Source organism: Bartonella sp. CL434QHHD (genome assembly GCF_042195145.1).
GTDB lineage: Bacteria > Pseudomonadota > Alphaproteobacteria > Rhizobiales > Rhizobiaceae > Bartonella.
Map to the genome: position 1 here is coordinate 39,826 of NZ_JBHINT010000005.1, position 19,843 is coordinate 59,668.

A 19,843-nucleotide genomic window follows, 5' to 3' on the forward strand; every position below is an offset into this window, starting at 1 on the left:
CTAACCAACAACTCTCCAGTCACCAATCCCCACCCAAAACCACCCACCGCCAAACCAACCCACCAACACCAACGAGTCACCAACATCTCTCCTCTAGCGTTGTACTCAAAAGACAAAAATAAGCAGATACATCCATTTTATGGTTTCACCTCTCTGTACTTATAAGCAACATTTTGATAAAAACTCGTGATAGAAAAGCCGTAAAATAATAAGTGAGGGGACCAATAAATATAAATGGTCTGCTATGGCTGAAGATAAGAACACAGAGCCTTCTACCCTATCACCTATTTCCTTAGATATAACCAAACTTGAAGAACCATGTGTTATGATGGAACATGATCATAATGCATGGCGTGAGCATATAAAAGAAAGAGATTTAAATGCGCCTTACGAAAAACCACCTCATATAAAACCACGAATCAAATCGGCACCACGCATCAGGCAAGTTTTTTGGTGCGATTTTCCTCATGATTCGATACTCCCTGAATTTTGGAAAAAGCGGCCTGTTTTAGTGCTTTCTAAGAATGCAAAATTATATGGAAATGTGACAGTTTTACCTTTTTCAACGAAATCACAACCCAATAATCCCGCTGCGTATCCAATACAATCTCCCATAGAGAATAAAAAAGCGTGGATTATCTGCAATTATGTCACAACAGTTTCTGTAAGTCGTTTAAGTTGCTCACGTACCGTTCCAAGGTTATCCTGCGAAGATTTTCATAAAGTTGTAGCTCTGATGCTCAAATATTTACCGCATTTACAGTATTGACTTTTGGGAAAAATAAGTGTACCTATATCAGCATACACGGCATCAGTAATGGTGGCCGCTTCCCCGCAAGGGGAGATAGGAACGAAGGAGTGGGAAACCGCTCCTTTCGTCATTTTTAGTATTTTTTTGAAAACTGCCATTTTTTGCAACCTTCCCTAGAACATATCCAACCTTCATTCTCCACCGTTGTTGTTTTGAAATATCTGCGATTTGGGGTAAGCAGAAGACAATATCCACACCTTGGATCCGGTAAAGTTTCCCATGGAGATTACCGAGATATTGTACATACTTATCATTTCATTGCACAAAAAATCGTGCTGCCGTTGCTTAAACTTTATATGATTTTCCGCAATGGGAATATCTTTCCAAGATTGAAAAAAAGCTTCGCTTTATATGACCACACCTCAAACGATCGTATTTGACGAGATAACAAAGAAAATTCTCTAATAAACCAGAAATCAACACCCGACCGATTTCTATCTCTGCACCAAAAACAATTGTTTATTGCCCTAACCACATTATTTCACCGGTCACATGACCTAACATAGTTTTTGCAGATAGATTTTCTTCCCTGTTCTCCTAGAAACGATCTATGCTATTTTGGGATTTACTGCTGAATTGCTTATGCTTGCACTTTGAATGCCTTTTTTCTCACCATATAAAAGGTAGATAAAAAATAATTTCGTTTATCAGCTTTATTTTAAAGACATACCTATTTTTACAGGATACGTTTTCCTTTCTATCAGCCCTATCGCATTTAATACACTTGTCGTTTCTAAACATGAACAACCAAACATCACAACGGAGCAATAGACATCCATCACTTTCATTGGCACTTGCATTGACAAGAGATAAACAAGAGTATTGATCATCACACACGGAGCAAAAATCTATAGCGACTACGCCATAGACTTTCGCCACGCACGGGTTATTCTTAAAGCATATTTATGATGAGATAATCATTTATGACATCCTTTTTGTTACACCACAAAACGGGTTTTGCTAACGAGTTTTACTATTGTGCAAATTTTTCAAGAGAAATCCTCACTCGCTCATAGATGACAAGATTTCTTTATGGAGAAAGCGTATGGCGCTCAGCTTTGACCTTTTCTATAACAACGATAAGTTCAAACTTTAACCAAAACGATAATAGACCTACTCTCAACGATTTACGCACTACCTCATCGGCAACAGGCTGCTCCAATATCGGTGTATTTATCGGTGCATTGACTTGAGGATTTTTTGCACTTCCACGCACCGTAAAAAAAGAAAATATTTTTCTCATATTTAAATCCATTTCAGTTGATCTTGATTTTAAAAATGCCCAAAAAAATCAAACAAAAATAGAGAGGTAAGTTACGAAAACTACAGGGTAAATTTTACTGCCCCAAAATGTCTATTTTCCCCCGCCTGAACAGTCATTGGAACAGTATAAAAATTATTTTCATTGAAAAACAATTACTTATAATCTAGGGAAGAAAAGTAAGAATCTCCCCCAGAAAAAGAGATTACCTTCAAAATTATCAAAAAAAGCAACACAATTTTAGTGATCTTTTTATTTTTTTTCTTTTGATAAAATTAATTGGCAGGTGTCTTAGGAACCCCTCCGGTAGGTTCCCAATTCGCAACAGCCGCTAATTCCTCAATGAGATTCTCTCTTGGTAAATTATTATTATCCACCAACTTGTACTGAATGGCATTTTCACTAAGCCACTTTATAAGCGTTCCTTTAACAGTTTTACCACCCTCAGCCTCACTCACCGCTTCCCATGCCGCAACAATAGCAGCAAGCTTTGGAGCATAACGTGGATGCGTTGGATCTTGAAACGCATATTTTTGATCCTTAACGTCACGAGAATCATCCTCAGGGAAAAAAAATGGAGGGTACAGACCACGCGATGAAAGCCATTCTTTTAAATCATCAACGCGAACATATGAGGAATCTAGATCTATATCACCAAAATGATCATACGACCATTCTATCTTTAATTGATTGCTTTTTCCCGCTTGAACGATAGCATGATAGGCTGCACGGAAATTAGCAGTTTTCTCTGATGATACGGAAAGGTTATCTTCGTAAATATCACTTTTTTCTGGTTCTAATTTGTTGACAAACAAATACTTTCCTGGATTTAATCCAACTATTAAAAGCGCTGCCTGCAGTATTGTTAGTTTTTCAGAAAGCCGCCAAAATTTCAAACTTTCGTCAATTTCCATATATTCCCCGCTTTTTCTACGAAACTTAACATATTTTTCAAAATGCTAAGAGCAATCTCCTTCACTACACAGAGATTATACTCCCCTCACATTGCACGCTTATCACACTTTTTAATAATCCCACAACCACACCCCTCCTTGTGATCCACAAGAAAATGATTTGAATTGTTTCAATATAAGAAGTTTTGAAATGAGAGAATCCTACTGAATTTTGGGCTTTCATACAAGATATCAGGCAAGTTACAAGGCGATAAATGCCCCTTCATAAAGTGTAAATTTTTATGCGTGATCAAATAATTTGATATGATAATATCTCTCTCATTTATGCACTCCCACCCTTAAATCTGCCCCTGAAATTACAGCACAAAAGATAATTCGTTACACGCTAACAAATCCACCTAAATGCAAAAGCTGTAACAACGCTAAAATGCGCGTAAATATCATAAGAATACTGTCTTACACCTCCACAAGCAGAATGAGTGGCGTAAAACTGTACAATAAAATGCCATGCCTATAATGAACCGTGCTAAAGACTGTCGCAACACTGGGAGCTAAGGTGTATGATGATGCCAGCTTGCTCTTTTATGAAGCGTAAAGATTAAGAAGACTCAATGGAGTTTATATTATTTCATGGAAATTTTGCCGCTCTACCCTTCTATATTCTTCACGAGTCCCCTCGCGAAATGGGCTTTTATCCCTTGAAAAAGGTCTCTTTTAAAGAATCATTTCAAATTCTAAGAGCTGTTACAGTCTTTTGAACGCATCAAATGAATGATGATGCTAGCTTATTCCTTTCCTATATTCTCGAGCATCAATACATTAGAATGCTCCATTCAAACGCCCCTGTAGCAAAATAAAGCACATTGTCTCTTAAATTTTTTCACGTAATCATTTCTTTCATGCGCCCCTGTCGTCTCCATTTAATGAATCTCCTTGTACTTTCTCAACATCCCAGCACCTTTTTTCTCAGTGCAACCTTTTTGTAATTTGTCAGTTTTTAACTTTTAGATTGACTTTCGGTTTATTTTTCTTATGTTTTAGAATTATTCTAAAGTGCAGAGGAACAGAAAATGTTGAGATCGTTTTTTTCATTTGTACAACGTAAAGCTCTGTCCTTTCGTTCAGCACAAAACGTGATACTTAAAGCGCTCAAATTAAAAGAGCAACATGCGGCGCTCTATTTAAAATATGCAAAAGCTCTAGAACCTTATTCCTCTAAGGAAGCCGCGGTTTTTACCGCTATGGGGCTTCAAGAGCTTAAAAATTATAAGCAACTTTTGTGCCTTTCTTGTCATAATCGTGCAAACACTATCGGTTCATTATGTGACAAAACTTCTCTTGTGAAAGGAAAGAGCCGCCATCCCTCCCAAAAAACAACAGCGGCAAATCACACCATAAAAAAACCTTCAAAAACGCAAAGACAAACACTTTTGACTTGGATTCAACCAGGTCTTGCAGGGTTAATGGATGGCTCTGTCTCTACCCTTGCCCCCATTTTTGCCGCAGCTTTTGCCACGGGAGACACGCATCAAACTTTTTTGATAGGGCTCTCAGCTTCAATTGGTGCGGGACTTTCAATGGGTTTTACAGAAGCAGCCCATGATGACGGCAAATTATCAGGGCGTGGTTCGCCATTAAAAAGAGGTCTTGCCAGCGGCATTATGACAACATTAGGAGGACTAGGTCATACTCTTCCCTATTTGATCAACTCTTTTTATGTAGCGACAATTATTGCTTTTATCATTGTTTTTTTCGAACTAGGCGCCATCGTCTGGATTCAGAACAAATTCATGTCCACTCCCTTTTGGCGCGCCTCTTTACAGGTCATCATTGGTGGTGCTCTGGTTTTTGCCACGGGTATTCTTATCGGTAGTATCTAAAAAATCTTATCTGTAACCATAATTTAGATCTCAAATAAGCGCATGCCCCTAGGCATAAGCCATCCTTGATGATGCCATTATTGAAAAATGCCATTGATAATGTTAGGTGGTGTTGTGGAATATTTTAGGTCAGTAAGAGATGATAAGCAAGCTCTGGGGACAACCTATATCCACACACCTTTATCGACTTGGTTTTATAGATATCTTTTGTTAAAGTATCATTTTCTTCTAGACCTCATATTTTGGAAATGCCTCGATCATGTCGCACACTGAAACAAACGCCTCTCTAAACAACCATCCTGTCTCTTCTCAATCTTCACGTGCCCAGACTTTATTTGTTCAGCGTCTTGCACACGGACAAGGTTTAGAACTTCCTTGCTACGCGACAGCGGGTTCTGCGGGTCTTGATCTACGGGCAGCAATTGGAGAAGAAGAAACGCTTGTTCTTGCCCCTGGGCAGCGGGCACTTATTCCAACAGGTCTCATTTTTCATTTATCTCTTGGGTTTGAAGCACAAATACGTCCACGCTCTGGCTTAGCCTTAAAACACGGCATCACATGCCTCAACACTCCAGGAACGATTGATAGTGACTACCGTGGTGAAGTCAAAGTCCTTCTTATCAATTTAGGACAAGAAGACTTTTCAATCCAACGGGGCATGCGCATTGCCCAAACAGTCATCGCCCCCGTATCCCAAGTTAATGTTTGCGCCATTGAACCAGAGCAAAATACCCAAAGCCATAACGAGAGCCGTGGAACAGGAGGTTTTGGTTCAACGGGACACACTTAAGAAGCTCTGAAAATCGCTCCTCTCAAAATAACACATACTTATTCCAACCACTCTTTCACTTAAAACCCCTTGGGCTTTTAAAGTGCAAAAGGAGTGCGCATTTGCTTTCAAAGTTTTTTCACTAAACGCCCCTCTAAACGGGCATCCTTACTCTTCTCCTGTCTCTTCTCAATCTTCACATGCCCAGACTTTATCCGTTCAGCATCTTGCACTTGGGACAAGAAAGCTTCCTCATTACGCAACGGCTGGTTCTGCGGGTCTTGGATTTACAAGCAGCAAATTGGTAAAGAAGAAACGCTTGTTCTTGCCCCTGGGCAGCGGGCACTTATTCCAACAGGTCTCATTTTTCATTTATCACGTGGGGTTTGAAGCACGCATCCGTCCACGCTCCGGCTTAGCCTTAAAACACGGGCATCACATGCCTCAACACTCTAAGAACGATTGAGTGTGACTATCCGGAAGTGAAGTCAAACTCCTTCTTATCAATTTAGGACAAGAAGACTTTTCCATTTAAACAGGGCATGCGCATTGCCCAAACAGTCATCGCCCCCGTATCTCAAGTTAATGTTTGCGCCATTGAACCAGAGCAAAACACCCAAAGCCATAACGAGAGCCGTGGAACAGGAGGTTTTGGTTCAACGGGACACACTTAAGAAGCTCTGAAAAATCGCTCCTCTCAAAATAACACACATACTTATTCCAACCACTCTTTCACTGGAAATTCTTTGCGCTTTTAAAGTGCAGAAGGAATGCGCATTTGCTTTCAAAGTTTTTTCACTAAACGCTGCTCTAAACAATCATCTCTCAATTACGTCTCGTGCGCTATACAAAACTTCATTATCACCAGATACCCCTCCCCCATAACAAAAACATTGGCATTAACCATTGAGCGTTCACACACTGCTTGTAATGTCGACAATCTATACATCATACTGGAAATTCTTTGCGCTTTTAAAGTGCAGAGGGAATGCGCATTTGCTTTCAAAGTTTTTTCACTAAACGCCCCTCTAAATAATCATCTCTCAATTACGTCTCGTGCGCTATACAAAATTTCATTATCACCCGATCCCCCTTCCCCATAACAAAAACATTGGCATTAACCATTGAGCGTTCACACACTGCTTGTAATGTCGACAATCTATACATCATATTGATTTATAATAATAATGAATTGTCTTTCAACTTAAATGAGAGATCTCAGTACTGTAAGATTGTTTCATGGCAAGCCTATTTATATTAAATCAATCAAAAGCATGTTTCTCACATTCCAAACGTGGCTAGCATGTAGATAAAAACTGAAAAAATGCCTACAATGAATACGTATATTAACACTGTCTTGGAAAAAAATATAAATACGATAATGGTGCTCGCTTACTCTTTTATTAAGCATAAAGAGAGTGAGGTTCGATAGATTTTTTGATTATTTTACGGGGGCTTTACCGTTATACCATTTATGAACACCGCCGCAAAAAGGGCTTTAAGATGTATTAAGACACACAACAATCGCCTCTGCTGTTTTCTTGATCGCACCTCTTGCGGCAAGATGAGTAGTGCTTAATCCTAAAAAACCGATTCAATATATGAACCCCCTGCATAATATCAAACCCATGCGTATTTGGTTTAATAAATCCACGGAACCCTCATCAATTTCACTCTACGACTTTGAGTAATATGCTTTGCTTCCTGCAACAAAGGCTGTTTTTTATCACTGATCAGAGGCATCGGCTGGAATATTAGCGTTTCCCGTAGTGCTCGTTGTTACGGCATCCACATGCCCCACAACGTTACCACCCGCTCCATCGACAGCAGCGTTCGCTACCCCTGTTGTTTTATTATTGATCTCACCTCTTGAGACAAGATTGGTAGAGTTTTGCAATCCTACAAGACCGATTTTATGATATCCAGCCATGCGTATTTGATTTAATAAATCGATGACAGTACCATAATCAATTTCGCTATCCGCTTTGATTAAAATTTTTGTCTCTAAATTTTGCGTCGTTTCCCTCAACAAAGCTTCTCTCAAAGCTGCTTGTTCTACAAGATGATCACCAATGTAAAGAGAACGATCTTTTTGCAACGTAACATAAAGAGGTTCATCAGACTGAACCACTGAAGGTGCTTGAGTTATAGAAGGAAGCTGAACGGAAATGGCAGATGTTGCCAAAGGCGCTGCAACCATAAAAACAATAAGCAACACCAATACAACATCAATAAAAGGGGTCACATTGATTTCGCTTTGCAACCCACTCTCGTCTATATCCCAATCATTATTAAGGCTTGCTTTCATTTTTTATGACTTTTCTGTTGTCTTTGTCTATCAAGTTCACGGCTCAAGAGCCTTTCAAGAGCAGCAGCGATATCACCTAAATCACTACGATAACCACTCAAAGCACGCATAAGGCTATTATACATAACAACGGCGGGAATAGCCACAAAAAGCCCAACAGCCGTTGCGAATAAGGCTTCAGCAATTCCAGGCGCCACCACATCAAGTCGCGTTGTTTGAGACTGAGCAATCCCAATAAAAGAATTCATAATTCCCCAAACAGTTGCAAAAAGACCAACAAAAGGAGCAATTGCGCCAATAGTTGCAAGAACAGCGCTTCCACATGCAACACGGCGTGTAGCAGCCAGCAAGCAGCGTGACAAAAGTGAATGAACCCTTTCTTTTAAACCTTCATGAACATCGCGAGCCTTAGCATCGCGAACATCGCGGGAAACATCTTCATATTGATTGCTCTCCTCATAAAAGAGAATATCTTCAATCGTTTGTGCCCTTTCCTCTGTACTGTTTTTTTCACCAGAGCTTTCGTTTATCCCTTCAGGAGCAGAAAAATGAACCTGTTGTGCAGAAAGATACACCTCTTTAAGGACTTCTTTGAGAAAAAACACACCAGCCCCTTTGCTTTCTTTCAAGCTCGCTGCCAAACGCGTAAGAGTCTGAGCATTTAGAACCAATTGAAGTTCATGACGTACTCTTCGTTTTACCAAAGTGATCTCAACAATTTTCACAAAAGCAATTGTCCAAGACATAAGAGAAGCAAGTAACAAAATAATGATAACGGCTTTCACCACCCAATCAGCAGCCATAAACATAGAAAGAGGAGAAAAATCATGCACTGTCAATACAGCAGACATATTATCTAAAGGGACTGTTTTATCTAAAGGGACTGTTTCAGATTCCATTTTTATCTCACATTCTTGTGCTCTTATCTTTATTTATGAGCTGGATCGTCACCCCGCCGCATAGCATCACTGTTCCAAAATGCCACTACCCTTTTAACGTCACTTGTGTATTCCTCTTAAGAAAGAAAACTTGATAAATCAAGTATAGTTTTATTTCACAAGCTCTCTCTTAATTCTAAAGAAATTACTCAAGAAATTTTTCTCTAACAATTCAACAAGTTTATCTTACCCAATCAATTTATTGCATAAATTAGGCAAAATGATAAACTTACAAGAAGTATCGCATATAATATTTTAATTTATAAGAATAATTTATCATCGTTCCTGTTAAATAAATCTCTCATATCGCAAAATTTCTCTCATTTCAGCGGCTCTTTTAAATCCAACAAAATATTTTCTTACATGAAACAAGCAGAAAAAATATCATAAAACTCTTGAAGAAAAGGATACGCACATCTCTAAAAACCCGTGCACTGAAGTCCCTATCCTAAAATAAAAATATACCTTACGTTTAAAAAAAGAACTATCGCAATATTATTTTCTTTTTCTTCTGCAAAAGCATAAAAATGACATTATTTCTGCCGCAAAATCGCAACAACGATGTTTTTTACCTGTCACAAGCCTAAAAAATAAACCTCAACAGGCTTTTTAAAAAACTTTTATAAAAAACTGCGCCACGAGAAACTGAAGAATGGTGCTAAATTGCTGCAAAAGCATAAGACAATTCTCAACAGATGCGACCCTTTACAGACAAAGCATATCGTATAGGAAAGATTTATTTTATCAAAAACAGTTTTAAATTCGACAAAATGAAAGGAACCAAAAAAAGCTTTTGGCGTTACTCAAGCAGTGAAAATTTTCACTCCAATGCAAATGATCACTATGAACACACCAATACAAATATAATGAATCAAGAGGGAAAAATACCATGGCCCATAATAAAACAACACAGCACGATAAATCAGCCGTAGAAAAAGACCAACAAAAAGACCTACAAGGACAATTAGAAACGTTACGCACTGAAATTTCAGGGATTACCTCAACCCTAACAGATCTTGGTGCAAACAAATTCAACGCCGCCAAAGACAAAGCGGAAAAACTATATCACTCAGCGAAAGAAAGTGGTGAAGACATGATGTCTCAAGCAAAAGACAAAATCAGTGATCTTGAACAAACCATGAATCAATGCGTTCGCAAAAATCCTGGCAAAAGCGTTTTGTTTGCCGCAGGGGTTGGTTTTATTCTTTCTCAATTACTGCGTCGTTAAGCAATGCATAAGTTTATCGCGCCTCTTTTAAACCATCTTGTCGGTGGAGGGCTTAAAAGCACAGTCAAGCAAGTACGCCTTCAAGCAATTTTCTATGGGTTTATTGGCATTTCATTCTTCATGTCTTTGCTTTTTTTATGTACCATCGGTTTTATTGCGTTATGTTCTGTTATGAAGCCTCTTGCTGCCGCCAGTATCATGTTTTTAATTTGTCTTTCTCTTGCAGGATTAGGTCTTATTATCAGTCGCGTTCTCAAAACTTATCAACGCTATGACCAACAAAAAAAGACAGAAGAACAACGCCACAAACTCATGACAGATGCGACCGTTTCCAGCCTTGCAGCTCTCAGTCAACATCTCCCTTTTGCCAAATTGGGTGTTCCCATTCTCGGACTTGCAACTTATTTTTTGTGGAAAAAAGATAAAAAAGACCGCTTTTCAAAGTAAAATATGTAAAACTGTCACTCTAAATTCCCCCTCAGTGTGCTTTCTTTTATAGCAAAAGAAAGCACATTTTTTTCCTCATAGTCTCTTTAGCTTCTTCAAAAGCCTGAAAAAAAATCCCCTTCATTTTGCTAAAAATTCCATAGAACCGCTACACTCTCTTTCAGATTGCAACCCATATTTCATGAACATAACAACATAAGGCAAAACTTACATTAAAAATTCTGGTTTGATTTGAAGCAATTGGTTGTTTTTTGAAGGCAAGGTGTTTTCAGTTTTACCTTTTCTCTATTTTTTCATAAGCCTTTTTTCATGACCATAGGTCACATCAGTAGTTTGCATGTGTTCAGATTTTTCTGAACACTCATGTTTGTTACAATGACTATTTTGTTTAGGGGAAGGAAACGCGCTCTCCCATAGCGCTGTAGTGAGCAACCTATATGCGTAAGCGAGCTTTAAACACAACAATTTTCCATAACGAGCGTTGTCCACCAAGGACTGTGTGGATTATAATTAACTTTTTTCTGATAAGATTTGCAGTAGAATATTGTCTTGATTTTTAAATAGCGCTTGAGAGAACGCTTTATCAATTATGGTCAATGGGATTATAGCTTCCATGATCTCTTCGCCAATCTTCTGGTTGTTGAAATTGGCTCGACCATAAACCATTTTGTGCTTTTTGAGCAGCAGATTGTAGGGTTTTATAGTCTGCTGGGGATGGAAAATGATGCTGATCTTTTGTCAACACCATCAACCCTTCAGCAAGCCCCAACCGCGCCAGATCAACCCCATCAACAAAACATTGTGCATAATGAACCTGTTGAACGACACGTGCTTGCCGACAAGTAACCTTTTTATCAATTGTTTTTGAAACAAGCCAAGCCGTAACAAAAGCGCCGCAAGGCCACTTAACTCCGTTGCGTGAGGCAAATTGCCTCATTTCACAGCTTTCCACACCATATAAGCGGATATCACGGATGATCTTTTTTCTCCATCCATCATCTACAAGCGTGATCATTTTAAAGGTCACACCACTTGTAACCTGTATAGCACCGGAATAGACCGGCACATTTTCTTCATAAAATTGTGATGCGAGTGGTTCTGGATGCAATACCACATTTTGTTGGTTTACGTCTTGTTGGTTTGCATAATCTATCAATTGTGACTTCGGATTTTGAACGGGGTTTCCAATTGTCTTTTCTGATCCTTTTAAAAAAGAAGTTTGAGTAAGTTGTTCATTATGTTGACTTAAATAAAAGTATCCTAAAATAATAATACAAATTAAGATAATATATTTAGGCGCTGATCGAAGATATTTTAAAAGTATCATTTTGAATATTGCTGTATTTTATTGTTCTTAAATAATAAAAGATTAAATATTATTAATTTATCGATAGAAAAATTTATTTTTTTCATTTATATGATTCCCGATTAATATTTTGAATATTAATTTTGTGATTAACTTAAACATAAAGCGGGGGAATTTTCATGAAAAACATGAATAATTCGTTCATTAATGAACATACCTTACAAAAAACTATTCTATCCAACACCCAAAAGAAATGGTTAACAGCAGCATTAATGCTGTTTATTGCCTTCATCGCACTGAGTGAACCAGCATTTGCCGCAGGTGACTTCGGAAAAGTTGACGATGCGCTTAAAAAAATAATTGAAGCTTTAACAGGAAACATTGCAAAATCAATCGCAACCATTGCCGTTGCTGGTATTGGGCTTGCATGGATTGCTGGTTATGTTGAAATGCGTAAAGCTTTTTTCGTTTGTGTTGGCATCGGCATTGTTATGGGTGCATCGCAAATCGTATCAATGCTTTCCTAATTAAACTTTGCCTTTCAAAGCCATGAAAGAGCACGACAAGCTAACAGAAGATACGTTATTTCTTGCTTGCACGCGCCCTGCAATGATCGCAGGCGTGACGGTGGAAGCTATGGGATTAAATGGGATAGGAACGATGATATTGTTCATTATGGCAGGCAATATTTTTTTTCTAACCTTTGGTGTGATGCTGCATTTCATATTCAAGGAAATCCTAAAGCATGACCATAACAAATTTCGTATTCTTCTGACATGGCAAAAGACATCTATTTTTGCCAGAAATTCGAGTCTATGGGGTGGGGGAAGTATTTCTCCATTACGATTAATTCGTAATTATGAGGAATTACAATGAATAGAACAGAGCGCAAACGTGAAAAGCAGCCAGAGGCGATCATTCCTTATGTGCGCCATGTCAACAAGCACATCATTGCGCTGGATTCACGCGCTCTCATGAGCGTTATTAAACTTGAAGGCATTAACTTTGAGACAGCGGATATTATTGATCTGAATGTGCTTCACGAACAGCTCAATAATCTGTTTAAAAACATAGCGGATGAACGGATAGCGCTTTATAGCCATATTATCAGAAAGCGTGAAACTGTTTATCCGGATGGGACTTTCAGATCGGCATTTGCCAAGCAATTAGATGATAAATATCGCGACCGGATGATTTCACAGGAGCTTTATCGCAATGATCTTTATCTTTCTATTTTGTGGAATCCACACGTTGATCAAACGGATAAATTAGTGGAGTTTTTCAAACGTTTAGGCAAAGCCAAGCAAGAAAAGACAGAAGTTGATGCAGAGTCCATTCGCAAGCTTGAAGATATTACCACAGATCTTATTCAAAATTTAGAGCGCTATGGTGCAAGAAGATTGAGTCTTTATGAACATGAAGGCAATATTTATTCGCAGCAAAGTGAGTTTATCCACCAATTGGTGGGAGGTCGTCGTGAACGTATCCCTCTCACATGGGGGACGATAGCTTCGACTGTTTATTCAGACCGTCTCATTTTTGGAAAAGAGATCATAGAAATACGCACCGAGGCGGCACAGCGGTTTGCGGGCATGTTTGGTTGGAAAGAATATCCAGCAAAAACCAGGGTAGGCATGGCGGATGGTTTGCTCACCCTTCCCTTTGAGTTTATTTTCACCCAATCTTTTATTTTCAAGAGCAAAAATGCTGCCAAACAGATTATGGGGCGCAAACAGAATCAAATGGTCAATGCAGGAGATCGAGCAGGTTCACAAATTATGGAACTGGATGATGCGCTTGATGATCTTGAATCCAATCGTTTTGTTTTAGGGGAGCATCATTTATCATTGGCAGTTTTTGCTGATACGCCGCAAGAGTTAGCGGATAATCTTGCCAAAGCGCGTTCTCGTCTTACAGATGGTGGGGCTGTCATTGCGCGGGAAGACTTAGGGTTAGCGGCGGCTTGGTGGGCACAATTGCCTGGCAATTATGCTTATCGCACCCGCTCTGGTGCAATAACAAGCCGCAATTATGCAGCGCTTTCTCCTTTTCATTCTTTTCCGGTTGGGAAAATAGATGGCAATGTATGGGGACCAGCGGTAGCCTTGATGAAAACCTCTGCTGGTTCACCGTTTTATTTTAACTTTCACTTTGGTGATTTAGGCAATACGTTTGTTTGTGGTCCCTCTGGTTCTGGGAAAACGGTTATTGTCAATTTTCTTTTAGCGCAACTTCAAAAGCATGATCCCAATATGGTCTTTTTTGACAAAGATCGGGGTGCAGAACTTTTTGTCAGAGCGGGTGGCGGCACTTATATGCCCTTGAAGAATGGTAGACCGACAGGCATAGCACCGCTAAAAGGCTTAGACTATAACAATCCAGCAGATAGAGTTTTTTTACGCCAATGGATTATAAAGCTTGTTTCGTCTGAAGATCAAAAGATCAGTGAATCAGAAAGACAAGACATTACGGCAGCTGTTGACCAACTTGCCTTATTACCCAAAGAACAACGGACGATCTCCGCCTTACAAATGTTTTTTGACACCACGCACAGGGAGGGGATAGCGGGTCGTTTAGAAAGATGGTGTAAAGGCAATGCCTTAGGGTGGGTTTTTGACAATCCTGATGACGACATTGGCATTGATGCAAAATTTATTGGTTATGACATGACGGATTTTTTAGACAATAATGAAATTCGTCCACCCTTGATGATGTATCTTTTTCATAGAATTTTGTCTCTGATTGATGGGCGCCGTATTATCATTGTCATTGATGAGTTTTGGAAAGCCTTAGAGGATGATTCCTTTAAAGCCTTTGCGCAAGACAGGCTGAAAACTATCCGTAAACAAAATGGTTTGATGTTGTTTGCAACGCAATCTCCCAAAGATGCGATCAATTCGACCATTGCCCACACCATTATAGAGCAATGCCCAACACAAATTTATTTTCCCAATCAAAAGGGCAATCATGGGGATTATGTAGAAGGTTTTAAATTATCGGACAGAGAATTTAACCTGATACAATCAGAATTAAGCCGTGAGTCACGGCGTTTTCTCATCAAACAAGGACAAAGTTCAGTTGTAGCAGAACTAAATTTACGCGGCTTTGATGATGAAATAGCCATTTTAAGTGGCACCACCAAGAATATTGAACTCCTAGAGACCATTATGGATGAAGTTGGACAATCTCCAGAAAAATGGCTTCCTATTTTTCAAGAAAGGTCAAAGCAATGAAAAAACTTTTATTGGCAACAGCTCTTTGCGCAATTTCTTTTGGTTTAACAACCAATTCATTTGGTTTTGGCGGTATTGTATTTGATCCCAAGGCTTTTGGACAAATGATTAAACAAGTTCAACAAGGCCAACAACAGCTTAACAAGTTGCAAGAACAAATTCAACAAGGTGCACAACAGCTTGACCAATTAAAGAGCCAACTCGATCAAGCGAAACAATTATATAACTCCTTAAATGTCAAGCCTGACATTTCGGGATTGAAAGAGATGTTTAACAAGCAAGGGAGCAGTGGCGCCCTTCCTTCAGACTTTAACCACTTTCAACAATCGATGGGCAGCGGCGGTGGTGGCGGCGGTGGTGGCAGCAAAAACACGCAAAAATGGCAAGAAGAACTTAAATACAAAGAGCCCGCGGGGGGTGCAGGATCAAAAGAAGCAGTAGATGCTTTTTACGCACAAGAAGTGAAAAAAGCCGAACAGGACACGGTAGGACAGGCAGCCAAAGGCCAAGACGTCTACGAAGAAGCCAGTGAAACACAAAAAAACATTACCAAGCTCCTTGACGAACTTGGAAGTACTAAAGATGCGGGTAAAATTCAAGGCATTCAAGCACAATTATCAGCGGTACAAGCAGACCTCCAAGCAAAAATACTCCAAATGCAAGCCGCCATGATGATTCAACAAGCAGAAGAAAAAGCTGCAAAACAACGTGAAATGGAAGAATTTAAAGCGCGATACAAAGCTTTAGCCAAAACACTGCGTGGTCAATAAACGGGAGAAAAGAGGGGCTTGAATATGAACAAGATCATCATAACAACATTGCTACTTTGCACAGGGCTCATCACCACTGGATGTGAAAAAACCCATAGCGTAGAAGAATTTAAGAAAGATCACAAATTATACGAAAAATGGAAAATGAAATGTATGACATCAGGGGATCTCGATTCGCAAAATTGTAAAAACGCAGAGCAAGCTTATCGTGAGAGTCTTCCAACATGGGGATGGGGGAGAACTGGCTCAACAAATGACGATAAACAAGAATCTGAAAAGAAACAGGACAGTCATTAATCATGAACAAGATCATCATAACAACATTGCTGCTTTGCACAGGGCTCATCACAGCTGGATGTGAAAAAACCTATAGCGTCGCAGAATTTAAAAAAGATAAAAATTTACGCCTAGAGTGGGATGCGAAATGTGGATTCGCAGGGACTTCAAAAAATTGTGAAAACATGCGGTTAGCATTTTTAGAACTTCAAAAAGAATATGACGCAAAAGCTGAAGAAAGAAGCCGGAAAGCGGCAGAGAGCTTCAACAAAGCGATGGATGAACTTATGGCTAAACAAAAAGCTGAACATGAAAAATGGAAAGCTGAACAAAAAGCAAAAGAACAAGCCGAACGAGAAGCAAAAGAGCGCGCTAAAGCTAAACAACAGGACAATAAATAATGAATAAAGTTCTCATAACAACATTGCTACTTTGCACAGGGCTCATCACAGCTGGTTGTGAAAAAACCTACAGCGTAGAAGAATTTAAAAAAAATAAAAAACTGATGGAAGAAGTATTAGTGAAATGTTTGACGTCAGGGGATTTGAATTCGAAAAATTGTAAAAATGCAGAGCAAGCTGAATTTGAAACCCGTAAAAATTGGAGAGGCTTTGGCTCGACAAATGACGATAAACAAGAATCTGAAAAGAAACAGGACAATAAATCATGAATAAAGTTCTCGTAACAACATTGCTACTTTGCACAGGGCTCATCACGGCTGGCTGTGAAAAAACCTACAGCGTAGAAGAATTTAAAAAAAATGAAAAATTGATGGAAGAATGGGGAGCAAGATGTGGATGGTCAGGAACTTCAAAAAATTGTGAAAACCTAAGAGTAGCAGCTTTAGAACTTGAAAAGGAACGTCGGAAAAAAGCTGAAGAACATAATCGCAAACTAGATGAAGAATTTAAAGCTAAACAAAAAGCTTGGATTGAAAAAATGAGAGCTGAGAATGAAAAATTTAAAGCTGAACAAGAAGCAAAAGAACAAGCCGAAAGAGAAGCAGAAGAGCGCGCTAAAGCCGAACAAGAAGCAAAAGAACGAGCTGAACAACAACAAAATAACAATTAAATTATAAAATACACAACAAATAGCGGAGCATCTCAATGGCAATAGTAACCAAAGGCGTATTTACTTGGATAGATAATACTGTAATGCATTCCCTTACAAAAATAATGGATAGCACCATTACACATCGCTATTGCGCTTTAGCTGCTCAACTTAAAGAACCTTACAGACTATACAATAGATTTATGGCAAGATTATGTCGCTGCCCTAGATTTATCATCACTGGTTATAAAAAACCAGAACATAGCATAATTTAAAAATTGTGCTCAAACCTTGTAAAACTGAAAGGAAAAAGGGGAAATATCTATGAATAAAGTTCTCATAACAACATTGCTACTTTGCACAGGGCTCATCACCGCTGGATGTGAAAAAACCCATAGCGTCGCAGAATTTAAAAAAGATGAAAAATTACGCCTAGAGTGGGATGCTAAATGTGGATTTGCAGGAACTTCAAAAAATTGTGAAAACATGCGGTTAGCATTTTTAGAACTTCAGAAAGAACGTCAGGCACAAGATGAAGAAAGCGATCGTAAAACAATAGAGCGCTTCAACAAAGAGATCGAGGAACTTGTAGCCAAAAAAAAAGCTAAAAATGAAAAAAGAAGAGCTGAAGAAAAAGCAAAAGAACAAGCCGAACGAGAAGCAGAAGAGCGCGCTAAAGCTAAACAACAACAGGATAATAATTAAATCAGAAGTAATCATATTTACAAAAATTTGATGGAATGGATATGCAATGGCATTTGAAAATGTAACTGTATTTACTCAGATGGATAGTGTTGTAATAGCGTCTCTTGAAGATATAATGAACGAAACTATTAATCATCTTTCATCGGGTTTAAGTGCGCCACTTAAAGCATCTTGTACAATTTACATTATATTTATGGGGTACAATATCATCTATGGGCGTTCTTCCACACCCTTATGGGAATTTATAGCGACAGCTTTCAAACTCGGCATTATTGTTGCACTTGCCACAAACGCTGCTCTTTATAATGCGTGGGTCAGGGATATATTTTTCAATGATCTGCCGAATGCCATTGCAAATGTCACACAAGGTACAGCACACTCGGATCAAAATATATGGGACAATATGCTAAGAAAAGCTGGTGCACACGTTTTTGACGCATCAGATCAGTACACAGGATGGACTAACACGGGTAAGTTTCTTGCCGCATGGATTGCTGGTTTTTGCTGTTTAGTGAATGCTATTTTAATGTCTGCAATTGGTTTTATCGTCTCAATGTTTGCTAAACTTGGTTTATTTCTTGTCCTATCGATAGGGCCACTTTTTATAAGCCTTGGTCTGTTTTCCCCAACAAGGCGTTTTACAGAAGCATGGTTAGGTCAAGTTGCAAACTTCATTATTTTGCAGGTATTAGTCGTGTTGCTTGGCGGTATGTATGTCAATCTTGCAACAAAAATCTTCTCAGAAAGTCTTAAAGATGTAATGCTTTCCTTAATTAATTTCTCAGCTGTTGGCTTTGGTGGTATTTACCTTTTCATAAAATTACCTGATATAGCATCAGCTTTAGCCTCTGGGGGTGCTTCTCTCACAAGTGCAATAACGGGAACGCAACGCGCTGGAAAAGAAGCTTTTCGCGCTGCTAAATTTGCAGGCAACACAATAATGAAGGGTGTTAAAAAATTAGCATCACTATTAGCAAAGGCCTAAGTTCAAATGCGGAAATTTAAAAAAATTGGGATTATCTTACCATTTCTCTTTCTCAGTGGCTGTGTGTCTTCACCAAACACACTGAAGTCACTCCCAAAGTGTGATGGATATTCTAAACGTCCACTCAACAGATCGATGTGGAATTGGGAAGGGAAAAAACCCACGCCCACGCCCATTATCATCAATAACAACACCCCTTCACCCCTAAAAGAAGGGAAGCTGGAAATGCTTCTGGCACAAAAATTAACGGATGAAGAAATCAAATCTTACAAAAATTGCGGGCAAAAAGCATGAAAGAAAAAGACATAGAACAATACATTGCTGAAGCACGCTCGTTTGATCAAGATCGCATGCTCGCCTCACGCCGCACCACCCGCGTCTCCCTTGCCATTGCCGGCATCGCGGTTGCGGTTGCAATACTGTCTTCTCTCGCGGTCATCACCCTCACACCCCTTAAAACCGTGGAACCTTTTGTGATCCGTGTAGACAATTCAACCGGCATCACCGAAGTTGTGGAAGCCTTAAAAGAAGGTCCCACCAATGTCGACGAAGCAATCACACGCTACTTTGCTGCAAAATATGTCCGCTCCCGTGAAGGCTTCACCACAGAAGAAACACAACACAACTTCCAAACCGTCTCTCTCCTCTCTTCTTCAGAAGAACAGGAAAGATTTGCCAGCTGGTATGGAGCAAGAAATCCCCAAAGTCCTCAAATTCTCTATAAACACGCCGCCGTTACAATAACAATAAAATCAATCTCCTTTATCAATGACGATGTCGCCCAAGTGCGTTACTACAGAACCATTCACGACAACGACAACAACAAAGAATTCATCACCCACTGGGTTGCAACACTTACCTTTGAATATATCAATGCCCCTATCTCTGTCCAAAACCGTTTGATAAATCCTCTAGGGTTTATTGTTAGTGAATATAGAACCGATCCGGAAGTGGTCAACTGA

23 protein-coding genes and 1 pseudogene are annotated in these 19,843 nt (G+C 39.2%); 18 read left to right on the plus strand and 6 right to left on the minus strand.

Annotated features, from left to right (window positions below; genetic code table 11):
* Positions 1-244 precede the first annotated feature (244 nt).
* Positions 245-769 (plus strand): type II toxin-antitoxin system PemK/MazF family toxin, encoded by a 525-nt coding sequence (locus tag ACFILN_RS00650; protein ID WP_273790913.1) that lies wholly within the window; start codon positions 245-247, stop codon positions 767-769.
* 1,072 nt (positions 770-1,841) lie between these two features.
* Here the strand turns inward: ACFILN_RS00650 and ACFILN_RS00655 are convergent.
* Together ACFILN_RS00655 and ACFILN_RS00660 are read right to left on the minus strand one after the other, a co-directional pair.
* Positions 1,842-2,054: a hypothetical protein gene (locus ACFILN_RS00655; RefSeq protein ID WP_375670634.1), complete on the minus strand. Its 213-nt coding sequence runs from the start codon at positions 2,052-2,054 to the stop codon at positions 1,842-1,844.
* Positions 2,055-2,347: 293 nt separating this feature from the next.
* On the minus strand, positions 2,348-2,986 hold the full coding sequence (locus tag ACFILN_RS00660) for a hypothetical protein (protein WP_375670635.1): 639 nt from the start codon (positions 2,984-2,986) through the stop codon (positions 2,348-2,350).
* Between the two features lie 1,070 nt (positions 2,987-4,056).
* Between ACFILN_RS00660 and ACFILN_RS00665 the strand changes: the two genes are divergently transcribed.
* From ACFILN_RS00665 to dut (ACFILN_RS00675), 3 genes and pseudogenes are all read left to right on the plus strand, one after another.
* Entirely contained in the window at positions 4,057-4,866 is an 810-nt protein-coding gene (locus ACFILN_RS00665; RefSeq protein ID WP_375627767.1) for a VIT1/CCC1 transporter family protein, read from the plus strand.
* A gap of 259 nt (positions 4,867-5,125) precedes the next feature.
* The gene (gene dut / locus ACFILN_RS00670; RefSeq protein WP_375643289.1) at positions 5,126-5,656 is read left to right on the plus strand and encodes a dUTP diphosphatase; all 531 of its coding nucleotides are present in this window, start codon (positions 5,126-5,128) and stop codon (positions 5,654-5,656) included.
* A gap of 82 nt (positions 5,657-5,738) precedes the next feature.
* Positions 5,739-6,309 (plus strand): annotated as a pseudogene (gene dut, locus ACFILN_RS00675) (dUTP diphosphatase).
* A gap of 155 nt (positions 6,310-6,464) precedes the next feature.
* On the opposite strand, the gene ACFILN_RS00680 reads toward dut (ACFILN_RS00675), so the two are convergent.
* The 3 genes from ACFILN_RS00680 to ACFILN_RS00690 form a co-directional block, all read right to left on the minus strand.
* Positions 6,465-6,587: a hypothetical protein gene (locus tag ACFILN_RS00680; protein WP_375670636.1), complete on the minus strand. Its 123-nt coding sequence runs from the start codon at positions 6,585-6,587 to the stop codon at positions 6,465-6,467.
* A 774-nt stretch (positions 6,588-7,361) separates the two neighbouring features.
* Positions 7,362-7,943 (minus strand): biopolymer transporter ExbD, encoded by a 582-nt coding sequence (locus ACFILN_RS00685; protein ID WP_375670637.1) that lies wholly within the window; start codon positions 7,941-7,943, stop codon positions 7,362-7,364.
* A complete protein-coding gene (locus ACFILN_RS00690) occupies positions 7,940-8,842 on the minus strand; it encodes a MotA/TolQ/ExbB proton channel family protein (protein ID WP_375670638.1) in 903 nt (300 codons plus the stop codon). Before ACFILN_RS00690 ends, ACFILN_RS00685 begins: the two co-directional genes overlap by 4 nt.
* Positions 8,843-9,770: 928 nt before the next feature.
* Here ACFILN_RS00690 and ACFILN_RS00695 point away from each other — a divergent pair.
* Both ACFILN_RS00695 and ACFILN_RS00700 read left to right on the plus strand, forming a co-directional pair.
* Entirely contained in the window at positions 9,771-10,109 is a 339-nt protein-coding gene (locus ACFILN_RS00695) for a YqjD family protein (RefSeq protein ID WP_375613241.1), read from the plus strand.
* Positions 10,110-10,112: 3 nt separating this feature from the next.
* Complete coding sequence (locus ACFILN_RS00700) at positions 10,113-10,556, plus strand: hypothetical protein (protein ID WP_375630955.1); 444 nt, start codon at positions 10,113-10,115, stop codon at positions 10,554-10,556.
* Positions 10,557-11,139: 583 nt separating this feature from the next.
* Here ACFILN_RS00700 and ACFILN_RS00705 read toward each other — a convergent pair.
* Positions 11,140-11,883 (minus strand): nuclease, encoded by a 744-nt coding sequence (locus ACFILN_RS00705; protein WP_375643286.1) that lies wholly within the window; start codon positions 11,881-11,883, stop codon positions 11,140-11,142.
* A 158-nt stretch (positions 11,884-12,041) separates the two neighbouring features.
* Here ACFILN_RS00705 and ACFILN_RS00710 point away from each other — a divergent pair, with 158 nt between their 5' ends.
* From ACFILN_RS00710 to ACFILN_RS00765, 12 genes are all read left to right on the plus strand, one after another.
* Entirely contained in the window at positions 12,042-12,389 is a 348-nt protein-coding gene (locus ACFILN_RS00710) for a TrbC/VirB2 family protein (protein WP_375657485.1), read from the plus strand.
* Between the two features lie 22 nt (positions 12,390-12,411).
* A complete protein-coding gene (locus tag ACFILN_RS00715) occupies positions 12,412-12,738 on the plus strand; it encodes a type IV secretion system protein VirB3 (protein WP_375612517.1) in 327 nt (108 codons plus the stop codon).
* Positions 12,735-15,095 (plus strand): VirB4 family type IV secretion/conjugal transfer ATPase, encoded by a 2,361-nt coding sequence (locus ACFILN_RS00720; protein WP_375670639.1) that lies wholly within the window; start codon positions 12,735-12,737, stop codon positions 15,093-15,095. Before ACFILN_RS00715 ends, ACFILN_RS00720 begins: the two co-directional genes overlap by 4 nt.
* Positions 15,092-15,865: a type IV secretion system protein gene (locus ACFILN_RS00725; protein WP_375670640.1), complete on the plus strand. Its 774-nt coding sequence runs from the start codon at positions 15,092-15,094 to the stop codon at positions 15,863-15,865. Before ACFILN_RS00720 ends, ACFILN_RS00725 begins: the two co-directional genes overlap by 4 nt.
* Positions 15,866-15,889: 24 nt before the next feature.
* Positions 15,890-16,162: an EexN family lipoprotein gene (locus ACFILN_RS00730; RefSeq protein ID WP_375662847.1), complete on the plus strand. Its 273-nt coding sequence runs from the start codon at positions 15,890-15,892 to the stop codon at positions 16,160-16,162.
* Between the two features lie 2 nt (positions 16,163-16,164).
* Entirely contained in the window at positions 16,165-16,542 is a 378-nt protein-coding gene (locus ACFILN_RS00735) for an EexN family lipoprotein (RefSeq protein ID WP_375670641.1), read from the plus strand.
* The gene (locus ACFILN_RS00740) at positions 16,542-16,811 is read left to right on the plus strand and encodes an EexN family lipoprotein (RefSeq protein ID WP_375662845.1); all 270 of its coding nucleotides are present in this window, start codon (positions 16,542-16,544) and stop codon (positions 16,809-16,811) included. Before ACFILN_RS00735 ends, ACFILN_RS00740 begins: the two co-directional genes overlap by 1 nt.
* The gene (locus tag ACFILN_RS00745) at positions 16,808-17,212 is read left to right on the plus strand and encodes an EexN family lipoprotein (protein WP_375662844.1); all 405 of its coding nucleotides are present in this window, start codon (positions 16,808-16,810) and stop codon (positions 17,210-17,212) included. The genes ACFILN_RS00740 and ACFILN_RS00745 overlap by 4 nt, the downstream gene beginning before the upstream one ends.
* Positions 17,213-17,515: 303 nt before the next feature.
* Entirely contained in the window at positions 17,516-17,896 is a 381-nt protein-coding gene (locus tag ACFILN_RS00750) for an EexN family lipoprotein (RefSeq protein ID WP_375670642.1), read from the plus strand.
* A gap of 46 nt (positions 17,897-17,942) precedes the next feature.
* Positions 17,943-18,881, plus strand: a complete 939-nt coding sequence (locus ACFILN_RS00755) for a type IV secretion system protein (RefSeq protein ID WP_375670643.1) — start codon at positions 17,943-17,945, stop codon at positions 18,879-18,881.
* A 6-nt stretch (positions 18,882-18,887) separates the two neighbouring features.
* A complete protein-coding gene (locus ACFILN_RS00760; protein WP_375670645.1) occupies positions 18,888-19,175 on the plus strand; it encodes a type IV secretion protein VblB7 in 288 nt (95 codons plus the stop codon).
* Positions 19,172-19,843, plus strand: a complete 672-nt coding sequence (locus ACFILN_RS00765; RefSeq protein ID WP_375613221.1) for a virB8 family protein — start codon at positions 19,172-19,174, stop codon at positions 19,841-19,843. Before ACFILN_RS00760 ends, ACFILN_RS00765 begins: the two co-directional genes overlap by 4 nt.